The 16335-nt window shown below is 59.6% G+C and carries 17 protein-coding genes and 1 pseudogene; 10 read left to right on the forward strand and 8 right to left on the reverse strand.

The window, feature by feature from the left end:
- Positions 1-28 precede the first annotated feature (28 nt).
- A complete protein-coding gene (locus SOP97_RS14325) occupies positions 29-940 on the forward strand; it encodes an SDR family oxidoreductase (RefSeq protein ID WP_322949742.1) in 912 nt (303 codons plus the stop codon).
- Between the two features lie 254 nt (positions 941-1194).
- Here the strand turns inward: SOP97_RS14325 and SOP97_RS20435 are convergent, their stop codons facing one another.
- The 4 genes and pseudogenes from SOP97_RS20435 to SOP97_RS14340 all read right to left on the reverse strand — a co-directional run bounded on the left by SOP97_RS20435 (position 1195) and on the right by SOP97_RS14340 (position 4815).
- Positions 1195-1749, reverse strand: coding sequence for a methyl-accepting chemotaxis protein (locus tag SOP97_RS20435; protein WP_411912071.1), 555 nt, complete (start codon positions 1747-1749; stop codon positions 1195-1197).
- Positions 1735-2505, reverse strand: a pseudogene (locus SOP97_RS20440) (PAS domain-containing protein); the annotation flags it as partial. The pseudogene SOP97_RS20440 and the gene SOP97_RS20435, both read right to left, overlap by 15 nt.
- 402 nt (positions 2506-2907) lie before the next feature.
- Positions 2908-4446, reverse strand: coding sequence for a sigma-54-dependent transcriptional regulator (locus SOP97_RS14335; protein WP_322949746.1), 1539 nt, complete (start codon positions 4444-4446; stop codon positions 2908-2910).
- A 69-nt stretch (positions 4447-4515) separates the two neighbouring features.
- On the reverse strand, positions 4516-4815 hold the full coding sequence (locus SOP97_RS14340) for an I78 family peptidase inhibitor (protein WP_322949748.1): 300 nt from the start codon (positions 4813-4815) through the stop codon (positions 4516-4518).
- A 168-nt stretch (positions 4816-4983) separates the two neighbouring features.
- Between SOP97_RS14340 and SOP97_RS14345 the strand changes: the two genes are divergently transcribed.
- From SOP97_RS14345 to SOP97_RS14365, 5 genes are all read left to right on the forward strand, one after another.
- Positions 4984-5913: an ABC transporter ATP-binding protein gene (locus tag SOP97_RS14345; RefSeq protein WP_322949749.1), complete on the forward strand. Its 930-nt coding sequence runs from the start codon at positions 4984-4986 to the stop codon at positions 5911-5913.
- Complete coding sequence (locus SOP97_RS14350; RefSeq protein WP_274089592.1) at positions 5910-6671, forward strand: ABC transporter permease; 762 nt, start codon at positions 5910-5912, stop codon at positions 6669-6671. Before SOP97_RS14345 ends, SOP97_RS14350 begins: the two co-directional genes overlap by 4 nt.
- Before the next feature lie 244 nt (positions 6672-6915).
- Positions 6916-7329, forward strand: coding sequence for an HPF/RaiA family ribosome-associated protein (locus SOP97_RS14355; protein WP_274089591.1), 414 nt, complete (start codon positions 6916-6918; stop codon positions 7327-7329).
- A gap of 252 nt (positions 7330-7581) precedes the next feature.
- On the forward strand, positions 7582-8055 hold the full coding sequence (locus SOP97_RS14360; RefSeq protein ID WP_322949751.1) for a hypothetical protein: 474 nt from the start codon (positions 7582-7584) through the stop codon (positions 8053-8055).
- A gap of 117 nt (positions 8056-8172) precedes the next feature.
- Positions 8173-9024, forward strand: coding sequence for a CAP domain-containing protein (locus SOP97_RS14365; protein ID WP_411912070.1), 852 nt, complete (start codon positions 8173-8175; stop codon positions 9022-9024).
- Positions 9025-9068: 44 nt separating this feature from the next.
- Here SOP97_RS14365 and SOP97_RS14370 read toward each other — a convergent pair whose 3' ends face one another.
- On the reverse strand, positions 9069-10364 hold the full coding sequence (locus tag SOP97_RS14370; RefSeq protein WP_322949753.1) for a diguanylate cyclase domain-containing protein: 1296 nt from the start codon (positions 10362-10364) through the stop codon (positions 9069-9071).
- A gap of 249 nt (positions 10365-10613) precedes the next feature.
- On the opposite strand from SOP97_RS14370, the gene SOP97_RS14375 reads away from it, so the two are divergent.
- A complete protein-coding gene (locus tag SOP97_RS14375; RefSeq protein ID WP_322949755.1) occupies positions 10614-11537 on the forward strand; it encodes a haloalkane dehalogenase in 924 nt (307 codons plus the stop codon).
- Positions 11538-11598: 61 nt separating this feature from the next.
- Here SOP97_RS14375 and SOP97_RS14380 read toward each other — a convergent pair whose 3' ends face one another.
- The gene (locus SOP97_RS14380) at positions 11599-12000 is read right to left on the reverse strand and encodes an NUDIX hydrolase (RefSeq protein WP_322949757.1); all 402 of its coding nucleotides are present in this window, start codon (positions 11998-12000) and stop codon (positions 11599-11601) included.
- A 26-nt stretch (positions 12001-12026) separates the two neighbouring features.
- Positions 12027-12722, reverse strand: coding sequence for a GNAT family N-acetyltransferase (locus SOP97_RS14385; protein ID WP_322949758.1), 696 nt, complete (start codon positions 12720-12722; stop codon positions 12027-12029).
- Between the two features lie 184 nt (positions 12723-12906).
- Here SOP97_RS14385 and SOP97_RS14390 point away from each other — a divergent pair, with 184 nt between their 5' ends.
- The 3 genes from SOP97_RS14390 (at position 12907) to SOP97_RS14400 (ending at position 14640) form a co-directional block, all read left to right on the forward strand.
- Positions 12907-13650, forward strand: a complete 744-nt coding sequence (locus tag SOP97_RS14390) for a class I SAM-dependent DNA methyltransferase (protein WP_322949759.1) — start codon at positions 12907-12909, stop codon at positions 13648-13650.
- 219 nt (positions 13651-13869) lie between these two features.
- Positions 13870-14091, forward strand: a complete 222-nt coding sequence (locus tag SOP97_RS14395; RefSeq protein ID WP_322949760.1) for a glycine zipper 2TM domain-containing protein — start codon at positions 13870-13872, stop codon at positions 14089-14091.
- A 327-nt stretch (positions 14092-14418) separates the two neighbouring features.
- Positions 14419-14640, forward strand: coding sequence for a glycine zipper 2TM domain-containing protein (locus SOP97_RS14400; RefSeq protein WP_274089582.1), 222 nt, complete (start codon positions 14419-14421; stop codon positions 14638-14640).
- A 531-nt stretch (positions 14641-15171) separates the two neighbouring features.
- Here the strand turns inward: SOP97_RS14400 and SOP97_RS14405 are convergent.
- Positions 15172-15702, reverse strand: a complete 531-nt coding sequence (locus SOP97_RS14405) for an REP-associated tyrosine transposase (protein ID WP_322949762.1) — start codon at positions 15700-15702, stop codon at positions 15172-15174.
- Positions 15703-16335 lie beyond the last annotated feature (633 nt).

The raw sequence follows: 16335 nt of genomic DNA on the forward strand, positions 1-16335 counted from the left end.
GCATTGTTAATCTGCTGAGGAATGCTGCATGAGCGACGCCATCCGTTTTCAAGACCAGGTTGTAATCGTCACCGGTGCAGGTGGTGGCCTGGGTCGCGCCCATGCGCTGCTCTTCGCCAAACACGGCGCCAAAGTGGTGGTTAACGATCTCGGCGGCAGCACCCACGGCGAAGGCGCTAACGCCTCGGCGGCCGACAAGGTGGTTGAGGAAATCCGCGCGGCTGGCGGCACCGCCATAGCCAACCATGACTCGGTGACCGACGGCGAGAAAATCGTGCAGTGTGCACTGGACACCTTCGGTCGTATCGATGTGGTGGTCAACAACGCCGGCATTCTGCGCGACAAAACCTTTCACAAGATGGAAGACGCCGACTGGGACCTGGTCTACAAGGTCCACGTTGAAGGCGCCTACAAGGTCACCCGCGCGGCCTGGCCGCACATGCGCGAGCAGGGCTATGGCCGGGTGATTTTCACGGCCTCCACTTCAGGCATCTACGGCAACTTCGGCCAGTCTAACTACGGCATGGCCAAACTTGGTTTGTACGGCCTGACGCGCACCCTGGCGATTGAAGGGCGCAAGAACAATATCCTGGTCAACGCCATCGCCCCCACCGGCGGTACGCGCATGACCGAAGGGCTGATTCCACCGCAGGTGTTCGAACAGCTCAAGCCTGAGCTGGTCAGCCCGCTGGTGGTGTACCTGGCGAGCAATGCCTGTGAAGAAACCTCCGGCCTGTTCGAAGTTGGCGGCGGTTGGATGGGTAAAGTGCGTTGGGAGCGCAGCCTGGGCGCCGGTTTCGACCCGCGTGAAGGCTATAGCCCGGAAGACGTCGCGGCCAACTTTGCGCAGATCTGCGACTTCGAAGGTGCCGCCCACCCGAAAGACAATATCGAAGCGATGAAAGAGATGATGGCCAACCTGCAGAAGTTCGCCCTCTGAGTCAGCCGCGTTGCTGGAGGATTGGCCAGTAGCCTGACTCCACTGTTGCAAGGTTTAAAGCCAAGGCCGGCATTTATCCGGCCTTGGCTTTTTAGTGAATGGGTCATTGCGGTTGTGATGATTTGATGGCTGCAGCGGCCAAATACAGCTTTGCACTAATCCCTAAGTGTTTTGATGACTAATCATGGTCTGTCGCCATTTTGCGGGCCCGGTCTGATCATCAGGTTCGCAATGGGTCACGCCCCTATATGGACTTACTGCAATTCGTTAGCGAAACGTCCAACCGCTCCAACTACCTGTTTGGCGCCGTCCTGGATTTCTACAATCACGGTGCCGGCCTGATTGGCCAGCGCAAGGCCTTGCTCGGCTTGCTCGCGGCTGCTGAACATCTCCCGCATGGCTTGCTCAGCAAGCGACTGATTTTGTTGCACTACGCTGATGATTTCTTCCGTAGCTTCGCTGGTTCGGCCCGCCAGCTTACGTACCTCATCGGCAACCACGGCGAAGCCGCGACCATGCTCACCGGCACGGGCCGCCTCAATAGCAGCATTGAGCGCAAGCAAATTGGTCTGGGAGGCAATACCGCCAATCGTCTGTACGATTGAGCTGATTAACAACGATTGCTTGCCGAGCGCCTCAATACTTTCGGTGGCCGACTGCATCTGCCCAGCAATACTCTGCATGGTCTGAACAGTTTGCTGCACAACTTCAGCCCCACGCACGGCGCTCACATCCGTTTGTTGAGAAACGTCATACGCGACGCTTGCTGCGTCCCGCACTTCGGCTTCCCGAGCCACCTGTTCAGTCACGACGTTAGCGAATTTCACCACCTTGGATAACTTTCCTTCGGCGTCATGAACGGGGTTATAGGTCGCTTCAAGCCAAACCTCTTGGCCTCTGCTGTCGATCCGCTTGAAGCGATCCGCCACGTATTCACCACGGTTGAGCGTCTGCCAAAAGGCGGCATATTGCGGCGAACCCGCCTCTTCAGGCGTACAAAAAAGGCTGTGGTGTTTGCCGATGATTTGGCCGAGCGAATAGCCCATTGCCGTGAGAAATTGCTGATTAGCGGTGATAACCGTGCCGTCTAAATTGAACTGGATAACCGCCGTAGAGCGGATTAACGCCTCAATAAATGCTTCGTTTTCTTTTGTTTTTTCGAGGGCCTGGCTGATCTCACTGCCATATCCCTGGACGTGGGACAGCTTTCCATCCTCGTCTTTGATTGGGAACCAATTCAGCTTGATCCAAGCAAGGCTGCCGTCGGCGCGCAGATAGCGGTAGTCATCACTGACCGGCTCAAACTTTGAAATCGCCTTATTAAATGAGTGAAAGCAGGGCAGGTTTTTCACGTAAGGCGGAACAATCGCTGACAGCGGACGTCCCCGAAGATCATTCGCATAACCCAGCGCCTTGGCGAAATTAGGGTTGAATTCGCAGATGTTAAACTGCGCATCGAGCCTGATAGAGAGCATGCTGCGATCCATCTGCTCAACCTGTTGACGCAGCAGATACAGCTCCGCACTCTGGTCTTGTAGTGTCTTTTTAAGGGTACGGTTGAACATTAACGTCTCCACAGAATTAGGTAGATGTTGATTCGCAATAGAGTCCTTGCCATTCCCTGGGGCGACCTACCGGCCTGCTGCGAATTATTCAAAATGCCTTGTAGCGGCATCCTAAAGAGGGGAAATGTTTAGTCAGCCATCGCGCTATGTATGTGGCAGATAATGCTGAAACGACAGCGATCAGCAGGCAGTAGCAATAGCGCATACACGCTTCTTTTGAACGAGACGATCCCAGTCCGCTACTTAAATTTTAGAACAGCCATTGGTATTGAAGCATATGCGGTGATTCCATTGGCCGCGTTCTACAGCCCGCCGGGGTGCTGACCAAAGCTCAATGCAACTGCACGCGTTGGTTGGCCGGCTGCCGCCGCACACCCTTTCCGTTCCCCGACAAACCGCGTTTCAGTCTTTGCTTGGAATCCCGTATTTGCGCAGGCGCATGGCGATGGCGCTGTGTGAGGTGTGCAGGCGGGTGGCTAATTGCCGGGTGGAGGGGTGGTTGGGATAGAGCTTTGCCAGCAGGGCTTTTTCGAACGCGGCCACGGCGGCTTCCAGGCTGCTGACGTCGCCTTCGGCCTGGTGTGCGGCGACGGCGGTGCCGGCGATGTCTAGGTCATCAATCTGCACCAGATTGCTTTCGCAGATGGCGGCGGCGCGGAAAATCACGTTCTGCAGTTGGCGCACATTGCCCGGCCAACGGTTGCTCAGCAGCGCCGGGTAGGTGTCTGGCGTTAGGCGGCAGGGCAGGCGCTGGATCTGCGCGCAGGCCTGCTGCATAAAGTGCCGCGCTAGCAACAGGATGTCCTGGCCGCGCTCGCGCAGGGGCGGCACTTCGAGGTTAAGCACGTTGAGGCGATAGAACAGGTCTTCGCGAAAGGCACCTTCGTTGACCATCTTTTCCAGGTCACGGTGGGTGGCGCTGAGGATGCGCACATTGACCTTAACCTCACGCTCGCCGCCGACCCGGCGGAAGGTGCCATCGCTGAGAAAACGCAGCAGTTTGGCCTGCAGGTACGGCGACATTTCGCCGATTTCATCGAGAAACACCGTGCCCTGGTTGGCCAGTTCCAGCAGCCCCGGCTTGCCGCCGCGCTGGGCACCGGTAAAGGCGCCGGGGGCGTAGCCGAACAGCTCGCTTTCGGCGAGGTTCTCCGGCAACGCCGCGCAGTTCAACGCCAGAAAAGGGGCGGCGCGGCGTGTGCTGATGGCGTGGCAGGCGCGTGCCACCAGCTCTTTGCCGGTGCCTGTTTCGCCCTGAATCAGCAGTGGTGCATCCAGGGTAGCGACCCGTTGCGCGCGGGTTTTCAGGTTACGAATCGGCGCCGAGTCGCCGAGTAGCGAGTCAAACCCTTCGGCGTGATCATGGTGCAGCGCCGCCAGGCGTTCGCCGATGCGACTTGGGGCATACAGGCTGAGCAGGCCGCCGGCCAGGCGCCGCGCGCCGCCATCAACACCTTCGGTAATCGGTTGTGCATCGAGCAGCAGGGCCTGGCCCTTAAGGGTGATCTCGCGCATCGGTAGGCGAAAACCCTGGTCGAGTAGTTCGGCCTGCAACTGCGGGTCGGCGAACAACTCACCAATGTCCAAGCCCTCGGGCGGCTGGCCGCAGAGTTCGAGCAGCGCCGGGTTGGCCAGCAGCACGCGGCCCCGGCTGTCGACCGCGAGGACCGGATCGGTCATGGCGGCGAGCAGGGCGTCGAGCTGTAGGTGGCGGCGCTGGCCGGGGAGGATGTCGACAATGGTCACGGCTTTTACCCCGCGCACCTTGAATAGGGCCTCGCGCAGTTCGTCGAGCACCTCGGGGCGCAGGGTCGGGGCATCGATGTAGACGTTGGGTGGCACCATCTCCACCGCGTCCAGGTTGAGATTGCGCCCACCGAGCAGGGCGAGAACTTCCTGGGTGATACCAACGCGGTCGATAAAGGTGACGTGAATACGCATGGAGACGGGCGGCCAACTGGGTTACAGGGGCGTCAGTATGCCCGGTCTGTTTGGCTTAGTTAACAAGGCTTAGCCGCACGTCAGGCGAGTGATCACTTCGCTTTCATCGATATGGATATTCAAGCGCTGCAGGTTGTAGTCCAGAGTGGCTGCATCGCCGGGCGCGAGTACGCGGATATATTTGGCGTTGGCCTTGAGCTGTAGCTGCTCGACCTGTTTGGCGCTGGCGTGTTGCCCCAGCATGCCTTGCAGGTGCTCGACGCTGCAGTCGCCGCTGATATCTGCCACGGATTGTGCCGGCTGCGGCGAGCTGCAACCGGCCAGGAGGGCGAGCAGGCTAAGGCTGCCGAGCGTGTGACGAAGAGCCATGATGCGTTCCTTGTATGAGCAAAACTGCAGCCAGCCTAGCAGCCGTGCGCGCTACCGCTCAACGTTGTGGCGCTAAGTTGTCGCTTCAGTGCCCTGATAAACCATCAGCAACTGCGCAAGCGCGGGCAACTTCCCTACAATTGCGTTTTTCCCCAGCGAGGCTGTCCTGTGCAAGCGGTGATCTCGATTCAACAACTGAGCAAAACCTACGCCAGCGGGCATCCGGCATTGCAGAGCATCAATCTGGATATTCGCCAGGGCGAGATTTTTGCGTTGCTAGGCCCCAACGGTGCCGGCAAAACCACCCTGATCAGCATCATCTGCGGCATCGTTAATCCGGGCGCTGGCAGAGTCTTAGTGGGCGGCAAGGACATCATCAAGGACTACCGCGCCGCCCGTGGGCAGATCGGCCTGGTGCCGCAGGAGCTGGTCAGCGATGTGTTCGAAACGGTCTGGGCGACGGTGAAGTTCAGCCGTGGCCTGTTCGGCAAGAAGCCCAACCCGGCCTACCTGGAGCAGCTGCTCAAGGATTTGTCGCTGTGGGACAAGCGCGACGCGAAAATCTTCGAGCTGTCGGGCGGTATGAAGCGCCGGGTGATGATTGCCAAGGCGCTGAGTCATGAACCGCAGATTCTGTTTCTCGACGAACCCACCGCAGGGGTCGACGTCGAGCTGCGCCGCGACATGTGGAACATGGTGCGCGGCCTGCGCGAGCGTGGGGTGACGATCATTCTCACCACCCATTACATCGAAGAAGCCGAGGAAATGGCCGACCGCATCGGCGTGATCAGCAAAGGCCAGATCATCCTGGTCGAAGAGAAGCAGGCGCTGATGCACAAACTCGGCAAGAAACAGCTGACGTTGCAGCTGCAGCAGCCGTTGGCCAGTGTGCCCGCCGAGTTGGCGCGCTACGCGCTTGAGCTGGCGGATGAGGGGCATGCGCTGGTGTTTACCTTTGATGCGCAAAGCGAGCACACCGGCATCGCCGAGCTGCTCAAGGACCTGGCCCAGCACGGCATCGATTTCAAGGACCTGCAGTCGAGCCAGAGTTCGCTGGAAGATATTTTCGTCAACCTCGTTCAGGAGTCGCGTCGATGAATTTCTATGCAATCCGCGCCATCTACCTGTTTGAGCTGGCGCGTACCTGGCGCACTTTGCTGCAAAGCATTGCCACGCCGGTGATCAGCACCTCGCTGTATTTCGTGGTGTTCGGCTCGGCCATTGGCTCAAGCATGACCCAGGTGCAGGGCGTCAGTTACGGCGCGTTTATCGTGCCGGGGCTGATCATGCTGGCGCTGCTCACCGAGAGCATTTCTAACGCCTCGTTCGGCATCTACATGCCCAAGTATTCGGGGAGCATCTACGAGCTGCTGTCGGCGCCGGTGTCGTACCTGGAAATACTAATTGGTTATGTCGGCGCGGCGGCGACCAAGTCGATCATTCTTGGCTTGGTGATCCTGATCACTGCTCGGCTGTTCGTCGACTTCGAAATCCTCCATCCGGTCTGGATGCTGGCGTTTCTGGTGCTCACCGCGCTGACCTTCAGCCTGTTCGGTTTCATCATCGGCGTCTGGGCCGATGGCTGGGAAAAGCTGCAGATCGTGCCGGCGTTAATCGTCACGCCGCTGACCTTTCTCGGCGGTGCGTTCTACTCGATCAGCATGCTGCCGCCTGCCTGGCAGACGGTAACGCTGTTCAACCCGGTGGTGTACCTGATCAGCGCGTTCCGCTGGAGCTTCTACGGCGTGTCCGACGTTAACGTTGGCCTGAGCCTGGTGATGATTCTCGGTTTTCTGCTGCTGTGCATCCTGGCGGTGGGCTTGATTTTCAAAACCGGATATCGGCTCAAGAGCTAGAGGCTGAGGCGGCTAACCGAGAAATGTTGCAAATCGAGCGGCGGACAAACTTTGTTTGATTTGCAGCGACATGGCTCAAATGCACAGTGCATCAGGGTTACAGCCAATTGAGGAGGGCGGCGCGGCACATTTGTGGTTAAGACCAACGTCTTAGGGCTTGCCTAAAGGGGGGCTCAATGGCGTAGGCTGGAGTTGTTGCCTTGGTAGGCAACGCATTCGCGAACGGTTGAAGAAGGAAAGCTTTATGCAAATCCAAGTTCACAGCGATAACCACATCGAAGGCAGTGCCCGCTTGGTTGAATGGGTCAGCGCCAGCGTTGCCAGCAAGCTGGAACGTTTCGATGACGAATTGACGCGTATTGTTGTCCACCTGCATGACGACAACGGTGCCAAAGCTGGTGCGCATGACAAGCGCTGCCAGATTGAAGCACGGCCAAAAGGCCTGCAGCCGCTTTCTGTAACCCACAAATCTGAGTCGCTGGAACAGTCCATCGACGGTGCCATTGAGAAGCTGCACCACGCCCTTGAGCATCAGTTCGGCAAGTTGCGCAGCAAGCGTGCGACGCCGCTGCCCGCCAATGAAACCCTTGATATTCCGGGTCAGGATGCCTTGTTACGTGAAGACTTCCTCGCCGAGGAGCAATTGCGCGCCTTGTAACATGATGGCCCTAGTTGGCCTGTCTTAACCCCTTGTCCACGCGCCCCCGCAGCTTTATGCGGGGGCGCTGTCGTTTCAGGGCCTCAAAAAAGTGGGCACTGCCTGTCTGCGGCAACCGCCTGCCTGAGGCGGCAAGGGCCTTCCTCTTTATTTCACGCTGAATAGGCGCAAAGCATCGGCATTACTGGCGTGCAGGTGGTTGGCCCATATTCTGCAGAAATGCCTGCCAACTGACCTTTGCAGGGATTCGCCATGACCAGTATTTCCAACAGTTCGCCGCTGGCGAGCTACTTCGCCAACACCGCCAAACCCAGCACGGCAGCGGCTGCAGGCAGTAGTAGCAGTACGGATAAGCCGAGCACCAGCGCGCCAGACCCGCTTGCGGAAATTCGCCGGTTTGCCAGCGGCATGGTGGCCAACAGCCGCGGTGGCCTGCTGCGCGCAATGAACGCCGAGAGCAGCGTTGCCAGCAACTCGATTGCCAGCGATCGTTTCCGCCCGGTAACCGAGCAGAGCAGCGACACCTCGAAAATTGCCCTGCCGGATGTCGCTGAACTGGATCGCGAGGACGCCGCCAAGCTGCTCGCGCAGATCAACAAACTGGTCGACGCAGGCCTCGACAAGAGCGATAGCTTTGTCGGCTACAACGGTGATGAACAAACCGACTCGCTGACCACTTACCGTGACTGGCTGCAGGCCAGGGGCGGCGTCAGCATTTACGTTTAAGTGCTCTGCCGCCGATTTCGCCAGCCGTGCTGCCTGCGCACTGGGCTGGTTTCAACGCGCGAGGTGCGCCAATATCACCCGACCACAGTGGTGGGCATGCCCAGGTCGAGGGGAATTATGACGAGCAAGGTGTTTATTCGGGCGTTCGCTGCCCTGGGGCTGGCGCTGTTGTGCGCCACTGGCGTGCAGGCCGCAGAAGAGGCGCAGCTGCTCGGGTTGATCAACAACTACCGCAGTGAAGTGCAGCGCTGTGATGATCGGGCTTCGGCGGAGTTGCCGCCGCTAACGGCTGATCCACGGTTGGTGCAGCCGGTCGGTCGCGCTGGGGATTTGCAGCAGGCGATGAGTGCGGCGGGTTACCCAATGGTCAATGTGCAGGCGATCAGCCTGTCCGGGCCGCGGGATGCGGCGGCGGCGCTAAAGGTGCTGCAAGAGAGTTTCTGCGCAATCGTTCTCGATCCGCAGTTTGTCGATATCGGTATCCATCAGCAGGGCCGTGACTGGCGCATCCTGTTGGCCCGGCCGTTGCTGAGCGCACGCTTAGGCGATTGGCAGGTGGAGGGGCAAAAGCTGCTCGAACAACTCAACACTGCACGCAGTACGGCGCGCCAATGCGGTAGCCAATCCTTTGCTGCCTCCGCGCCGCTGCAGTGGAATGCCACCCTGGGCAGCACCGCCGAAGCCCACAGCCGGGCCATGGCCAACGGCAATTTCTTCGATCACCAAGACCCCGACGGCCGCACCCCCGGCGACCGCGCGGAGCTGGCTGGCTATAGCGGACAGCGTATCGGCGAGAACATCGCTGCCGGGTTAGACACGCCGAGTAAGGTGGTCGACGGCTGGCTGGCCAGCCCCGGGCACTGCGCCAACCTGATGAACCCGCATTTTACTGAGCTGGGCGCGGCCTATGCCAATGACCCGAAAAGCGATGCCGGGATTTACTGGACGGCCATGTTTGGCGCGCCCTAGCCGCTGGCAGGTTTAGCTCGGGTAACGCTCAAGCCAGGGTGGCGTTAGCTTTCGTCGTGCCCAAGGCAATACTGGTTGTTGCCGTTGCGCTTGGCGCGGTACATCGCCTGGTCAGCAATATGGATCAGGCTGTCGATGGTGGGGCCGTGCTCTGGGTACATGGCAATGCCCAGGCTGGCGCCGATCGGGTGGTTGCTAGCGCCCAGCTGCATGGGCGGGGTCAGGCGTTGGAGGATTTTTTCGCTGATCAACTGAGCATCGTCTTGCAGGCTATTGCTGCGGCTCAGCCCTTCGATGATCAGGACAAATTCATCGCCGCCCAGGCGTGCGACAAAATCTGATTCACGTAGGGTTTTCAGCAGCCGTTGCGCGACGCCCACCAACAGCTGGTCGCCCACGGCATGGCCATGCTCATCGTTGATTTGTTTAAAGCCGTTGAGGTCGATAAACACCAGGGCCATGCGCGTGCCATCGCTGCGCGCGCGGGCCAGTGAACGTGCCATCTGCTCTTCAAGTTGCAGGCGGTTGGGCAGCCCGGTCAGTGGGTCGTGGCGGGCGAGTTTTTGCAGTTGGCTGACTGAGGCCTTCTCTTCGGTGATGTCGCGTACCACACCCATCAACTTGATCGCCTGACCGTTGCCATCCTTGAGCACATTGCCGGTTTCACGCAGCCAACGGATGCTGCCATCCGGCCACACCACGCGGTATTCCTCGTCATGGTTGTGGCCGGTTGCAATGCAGCGCAGTTCCCCGGCGCGGACCTGCTCGCGGTCATCCGGGTGCACGCAACTGCAAAACAGGCTGTAGCTCGGCGTGACCTCGCCGGGTTTGAAGCCGAACATGCCGTAGATGGCCTCCGACCAATACAGCGTGTCGCTGTCGATGGACCAGTCCCAGGTGCCAATGGAGGCGAAATACTGACTGCGCTTGAAGCGCTCGGCATCTTCCGCGGGGGCGTTTGGCTGAGGTGTAGCGAGCGTGAGCACGATGGCATCGCCACGCCCCGCGCGCTGGATGCGGCGCATATCCACGTCGGCTGTGGCTAGCGGCAGGCGTTGATGCACGGGCAGGCTGTCGTGCGCAGGCAGTTGCGGTAACCACTGCTGCAGCGACGTTCCGCGCAGTGCTGCGTCGGCATTCAATATCCTGGCTGCCGCCGCGTTATGCCGCTGAATAAGCCCCTTGTGGTCGAGCAGCAACAGCCCATCGGCGCTGGCGTCCAGCAAGGCACGTTGCTCGCGCACCTGTTGTTGTAGCCGCCGCTGACGCCGGAACAGCAGCAGGGTTAACGATCCCGTTAGAAGGAGCAGGAGTGCGAGGCCGGTGGCGAGCAGAGGCATGTGTGCAAGCACGTGGTTCAGGTCTTTAACGCGACTAGGTCGCGGCATTATGCACGTTGCAGGGACGTTTTGTGGCGTTATGCCATCGTTGTTTTGTAGGGTGGATCGTATGCAAACCGAGCTGTGCGGGTGTGCCGGGTGCGCGACCCTGAGCCATCTTAATAAGATGGTATTCACGTCATGCACGTGGTTGAACGCGGGCGGTGCTAGGGCCATGCTCGGCCTTTTCCCACCGCCAGAGGCCCATCTATGGACGTCCTGCGTACCCCAGACAGCCGCTTCGACAACCTTCCCGGCTATGCCTTTGCCGCCCATTACCTCAGTGTTGATGACGGCGAAGGCGGCCAGCTGCGTGTGCATTACCTCGATGAAGGCCCAGCGGATGCGCCGCCGGTACTGCTTCTGCATGGCGAGCCGTCGTGGAGTTACCTGTACCGCAAGATGATCCCGATTCTGGTCGCCGCCGGTCATCGGGTTATCGCCCCCGACCTGGTTGGTTTTGGCCGTTCCGACAAGCCGAGCAAGCGCAGCGATTACACCTATCAACGCCATGTTGACTGGATGCAGGCCGTACTTGAGCAGCTCAACCTGCAGCACATCACTCTGGTTTGTCAGGATTGGGGCGGGTTGATTGGCCTGCGCCTGGTGGCGGAGAACCCACAGCGCTTCGCCCGCGTCGTCGCCGCCAACACCATGTTGCCCACCGGCGATCACAACCCCGGTGACGCCTTCAAGAGCTGGCAGGACTATTCACAGAAAGTCCCCGAGTTTCCGGCAGGCGCGATCATCGACCGCTCGACCACCACCGAACTGCCGCAAGCGGTGATCGATGCCTACGACGCGCCGTACCCGGATGAGTCTTACAAGGAAGGCGCTCGGCAGTTTCCCCTGTTGGTACCGATTACCCCCACAGACTCTGCTGCCGAGAAGAATCGCGCCGCTTGGGCGGTGTTGATGAAGTGGGATAAGCCGTTTCTCACCGCCTTCAGTGACTCTGACCCGATCACCGCCGGGGGCGACAAAGTCATGCAGAAGCTGATCCCCGGCACCCAAGGTCAGGCTCACACCACTATTGTGAATGGCGGGCACTTCTTGCAGGAAGACCAAGGCGAAGTGCTGGCTGAGGTGGTGATCAAGTTTATTGCGGCCAATCCGCTCACCGCCGATGGCTAACGCCGCCTGGTCTCTGGCGTATGGCGTACCTAACGGCTACGCCATTTAACTCGGCTTGAGGCTAGTGAGCAGCCGGCCAGAGCAGCGGCAGCACATGCTCGCGCAGCAGCGGTGCCAGGGTGGCTGGCGGTACGTCATCGGGGGCGAGCCAACGCAGTTCTTCCAGTTCTGCGGCGGCGCTAACCTCATGGGGCAGGCGGGCCTGGAAGACGCTGGCGTCGATCCAGGTATCGGGCTCATTGGCCGCCGCAGCGTGGAACTGGCCGAGTGGTTGTAGCGCGTCGGCGGGCAGGCTGAGGTTGAGTTCTTCTTGCAGTTCGCGGGTTAGCGCGGTGAGCGCATCTTCGCCGGGCTCGGCTTTGCCGCCGGGCAGCATAAAGCCCTGGGTGTTGCGTTTACGTACCAGCAGCAGGCGGCCGGCCGCGTCGAACAGGCAGGCGGCGGAAATGGTCAGGGTGGTCATGGCTTTCGCTTTGGCTGTGTGGCGCCTCAGTGCACGGAGCCTGAGGCGCGGCGTTGGTGTACCAGCGCCAATGCGCGCTGAGTCATCTGGTCGAGTTGACGGTCGCGCTGTTTCTCCGCGTCGCTCATGGCTTTTTTGCCGTGTTGCTTGAGCAAGTAGGCGTGGATCTGCCGCACTTCGGTGGATTCGAAGATTGGCGCCAAGTCCTGCACAGCCACCAGGCCGTCCGAGCGATAGGCGCGGGTGCTCATCAGCACTTGCGGGCCGTGAGCCGCCAGCAACTGAAAGCCCATGGCCTCGAAGGTCGGCACCTTGCTCGCCACACAGGCCAACTCGGTGTGCGGGTGGCGGCTGGTTATCTGCTGCAGCATGGCGCGGGCAATCCCGTGGCGACGCTGGCTGGCGTGCACGGCCATATACGCCAGGGTGCAGGCCTCGGGGTCATCCTTAGCCGGCAGATACAGGGCAAAGCCCAACACCTGCGACGGGTCTTGATCATCCAGCGCGAGGATCAACCGCGCGCTGCTCGCCTGCTCACTGTCCATAGCCTGCAGGTACAGGTGCATCTCGTAGCCGATGACGTATTGATACAGCTGGTAGAGCGGGTTGCTGGGCGTTAGCGACACCGGGCTGATGTCACTGAGGTAGTCCACCACCATCTGCAGCACCTGGCTTTTCAGCGACTCGGGTGGCGGGGTGTCCAGGTGTACGAGGGTGAACATCAGTCGGGCTCCGGGGCGTTAGCGGTGGCGGCATTGTAACGCCCTCGGCACATGCCTGTTGCAGCGCGAAGCAGGCAACGCCCTGTGCAATCCATACGCCTCGGCGCAACGCTAGCTTCCCTGGGGGCAGGCTTCCTATATGATGCGCCACCCGCAAAAACCGCCCCTTAATCATCAGGTCACTATGTCCGTTAACGCCCTCTATACCGACCTGTCTGACTACTACGACCTGATGTGCGCCGATATCGACTATCAGGCGCAAAGCCACAGCATCCATCGGCTGCAGCGGTTGTTTGGCAACGCCGGCAGTCGCCACCTGGATTTGGCCTGCGGAACGGGCCCGCATGTGCACTATTTCAGCGAAGCCGGCTATGCCAGCAGCGGCCTGGATATCAACCAACCGATGTTGGACCAGGCCGCCATCCGCTGCCCGCAGGCGCACTTCTCGGTGCAGGACATGTGCAGTTTCAGCGTGAGCGAGCCGCAGGACCTGATCACCTGCTTTCTCTATTCCATCCACTACAGCGCTGGCATTGAGCGGCTAAAAGCCTGCATCGCCAGCGTGCATGCGGCGCTCGCCGCCAATGGCTTGTTCTGCTTTAACGCGGTTGATAAGGGCAAAATCGATAACAGCCTGTTTGCCGAGCACAGCGTGCAACATGACCACGGCCTATTCACCTTCAGCTCTGGCTGGCATTACCCAGGCGAGGGTGAGCGGCAGTTATTGAAGCTGCGGATTGAGAAGGTGACAGCCGGGCAAACCGAGGTATGGCACGACGAACATCCGATGGTCGCGCTGAGTTTCGTCGAGTTGCAGGCGCTGCTACAGCCGTACTTTGAGGTGCATGTGCTGGCGCATGATTACCAGGCGATCATCCCGTGGGACGGGGCGTCGGGGAATGCGCTGTTTGCCTGCGTGAAGATCTAGCGCTGTTGCACTGCGCAAACGGGGCCGCTTTAGCCGCGCACGCCAGGTGGGCGCTGAAGCGGCCGAGTGCGCGGCTGGCGGTTTATTTGAGGCCATTTGTCTGGCATGCGAGATAACTCAGACGCCAGCCCACAATGAGCACACAATGGCCCCACGTCCTCTATGAAGTCAGGCAATTCGCCAGAGCACTTTATAAAGCGCCGTATTGGAGTCACGCACATGAGCATTTCCAAACTGCTGTTTACCGCCATTCTACTTTCCACTCTGGGCTTGAGTGGTTGCTCGAATATGTCTCACCAAGACAAAACCACCGCAGGCGGCGCAGTGGTCGGCGGTGTGGCGGGTAATTTGTTATGCGGCGGTGTGTTGTGCACAGGCGTGGGTGCGGCGGTCGGCGGGGTGATTGGTCACGAAATAGGCAAGGATGGGAAGAAAAAATAGCCCGAGCCGGCTCTGACTGCGCCGCGTTTGCCTGAGTGAACCGGCCGCAGTCATAGCGTTCTAGATAACCGGCAATTCCCCGCACTGACTCCTTAATCGCCCGGCCATCCTCCGAATGTCCCCAAGCCTTCACCTGGCTGCGACCAGCCGTTCATGCAGGTGGGGTGAACGTTCTAAGGCGGTTTGAGTCAGATTAAGTGTTACATGCTCTGCGCTCGCTGGCGCATGAACGCCAGCCATCAGCGAATTCACGATAAAACCTCGTCCTCTGTGGAATCTGGCTCCTCGTCAGTACATTTCACAAGACGTTGCACCGGAGTTAATCACATGAATATGTCCAAACTGCTGTTTACCGGCGCTCTGCTTGCCACTCTGGGTTTGAGTGGTTGCTCGAATATGTCTCACCAAGACAAAACCACGGCCGGTGGTGCTGTGGTCGGCGGCGTCGCCGGTAACTTGTTATGTGGCGGCGTGCTGTGCACGGGCGTGGGCGCTGCTGTTGGTGGGGTGATTGGTCATGAAATGGGTAAAGACGACAAGAAAAAATAGCCTGAAGCCCAGCAGGCGTTAGCGCGCATGCCGCGAGGTGGTTGGGCTGGCTGCTGGGCAAGTGACAAAAATGCCAAACCAGCGCTGCGAAGGATGGGTTGAGCAGCGCGATACCCATGCGGTTGTCGAGTAGCAGGGTTGCGCGTTGCCGCCGCATTGGCACCGTTTGGGCGAGCAGGTTGCGCCTCCTCGGTTATTTAAGCGTGCTCCCCCTACGTGGGCACGCCGTCTGTAACGCGCGGCGTCACGCCTCTCATCGTTCAACCGCAACAAACCCTACTTGGTCCGCGCAGCTTCGCGCACGTGAATAACGCCAATGCTCAGCTCTATCCATACAGCTTCGGTTCAGCCGGTTGTAATGGCCGTCATCGTGCTTTTCGCACACCACGTTAGGGCTACAAATCCGCTCAGCGCCAATCCGCCGCACTAGCCATTCCCGCACTGTGCAGGTGAGGCCGTGCTGTCTCTTCAGCGAGTAGGGTGGATGACGCTTTATCCATCCACCGTTGCGGTGGTTGATGCGTTACAGGCTCACTCCCCAAAACCGCTCGCGACCGGCTCCGGCGCAATGCACCAGTCTTCTGAATACACCCCCTGTGCCACGGCGCGGTGAAAGCTCGAATAGGGCCAGTCCGCCAGCCGTTCGACATGCCCATGCTTCAGCGGGTTGTAATGGATATAGTCGAAGTGGCGTTGGTAATCCCCTTCATCGCGGATCAGGTGTTCCCAGTAGCGCCGTTGCCAGATGCCACGCTCGCGCCGGCGCTGTTGATTGACGGTGCGTACTTCGGTGATTGGCAAGCGTTTGGCGAAGGCGAATTTGATGACCTTCCAGCGCAAGGCAAAGTCGGCATCATCTGGTGGCAGCGTCCACATGCAGTGCATGTGTTCGGGCAGCACCACCCAGGCATCGATATGAAAGGGATGTCGCAACCGCGTTGCGCGCACCGTTTCGCGCAATAGCTCGATTTCACGGACCAGCAGATCGCTGCTGCGGTCACGCAGGTTGACGGTAAAAAAGTACGTGGCCCCAGGTACGCGTGCGCGGCGGTAGTTGGGCATGGCGGCTCATCCTTGAGCGGTTGGGTCGTTTAACCATGGTGGACAAGCTTCGCGTTGTCCACCCTACGGATGCCGAGCGTAGGGTGGATAGCGGTTTAACCATCCACCGCTGCGGTGATTGTCCGGGCTACTTGCTACCAATTCCCACCACCGCGTAGGGTGGATGACGCTTTATCCATCCACCGATGCGGCGGTTGTCCGGGCTACTCGCTAGGCCAGGGATGGCCCACCGTGACGACCCTCGGAACAGCACCGGAGCAAGGGAAGTTAAGCGCAGCGAAACTCGGATGCCGGGCGCGCTTTCTCTTTGGTTACTTTCTGCGCGAGTAAAGAGATACGGAGCGAAGCGTAGTAACAGCCGCAGGCTGGCCCGAAGGGTAAGCGCAGCGAATCAAGTGACTCGGCGTAAAGCCGAAACCAGTAGAAAAAGGCGACACAGCAAATAAACTTGTTCGCTTGTTGCTTTGTGTGGACAAGCTTCGCGTTGTCCACCCTACGCAGGAATATCGGTGCTCCGTAGGGTGGGTGGCGCTTTATGTATCCACCATTGCGGTGGCTGTCCGGGCTACTTGCTACGATCTTCCTAGCTAGCATCAGGGGGCGCAAAGCCCCCTGAGCATTACAGGCCTAAGC

Source organism: Pseudomonas spirodelae, from assembly GCF_034653255.1.
Lineage (GTDB): Bacteria > Pseudomonadota > Gammaproteobacteria > Pseudomonadales > Pseudomonadaceae > Aquipseudomonas > Aquipseudomonas spirodelae.

Bases quoted from the DNA above. Each gene is read 5' to 3' on its own strand.
- SOP97_RS14325 (WP_322949742.1), top strand. From the start codon at position 29: ATGAGCGACGCCATCCGTTTTCAAGACCAGGTTGTAATCGTCACCGGT.
- SOP97_RS14335 (WP_322949746.1), bottom strand. From the start codon at position 4,446: ATGCGTATTCACGTCACCTTTATCGACCGCGTTGGTATCACCCAGGAA.
- SOP97_RS14340 (WP_322949748.1), bottom strand. From the start codon at position 4,815: ATGGCTCTTCGTCACACGCTCGGCAGCCTTAGCCTGCTCGCCCTCCTG.
- SOP97_RS14350 (WP_274089592.1), top strand. From the start codon at position 5,910: ATGAATTTCTATGCAATCCGCGCCATCTACCTGTTTGAGCTGGCGCGT.
- SOP97_RS14355 (WP_274089591.1), top strand. From the start codon at position 6,916: ATGCAAATCCAAGTTCACAGCGATAACCACATCGAAGGCAGTGCCCGC.
- SOP97_RS14360 (WP_322949751.1), top strand. From the start codon at position 7,582: ATGACCAGTATTTCCAACAGTTCGCCGCTGGCGAGCTACTTCGCCAAC.
- SOP97_RS14365 (WP_411912070.1), top strand. From the start codon at position 8,173: ATGACGAGCAAGGTGTTTATTCGGGCGTTCGCTGCCCTGGGGCTGGCG.
- SOP97_RS14370 (WP_322949753.1), bottom strand. From the start codon at position 10,364: ATGCCTCTGCTCGCCACCGGCCTCGCACTCCTGCTCCTTCTAACGGGA.
- SOP97_RS14375 (WP_322949755.1), top strand. From the start codon at position 10,614: ATGGACGTCCTGCGTACCCCAGACAGCCGCTTCGACAACCTTCCCGGC.
- SOP97_RS14380 (WP_322949757.1), bottom strand. From the start codon at position 12,000: ATGACCACCCTGACCATTTCCGCCGCCTGCCTGTTCGACGCGGCCGGC.
- SOP97_RS14385 (WP_322949758.1), bottom strand. From the start codon at position 12,722: ATGTTCACCCTCGTACACCTGGACACCCCGCCACCCGAGTCGCTGAAA.
- SOP97_RS14390 (WP_322949759.1), top strand. From the start codon at position 12,907: ATGTCCGTTAACGCCCTCTATACCGACCTGTCTGACTACTACGACCTG.
- SOP97_RS14395 (WP_322949760.1), top strand. From the start codon at position 13,870: ATGAGCATTTCCAAACTGCTGTTTACCGCCATTCTACTTTCCACTCTG.
- SOP97_RS14400 (WP_274089582.1), top strand. From the start codon at position 14,419: ATGAATATGTCCAAACTGCTGTTTACCGGCGCTCTGCTTGCCACTCTG.
- SOP97_RS14405 (WP_322949762.1), bottom strand. From the start codon at position 15,702: ATGCCCAACTACCGCCGCGCACGCGTACCTGGGGCCACGTACTTTTTT.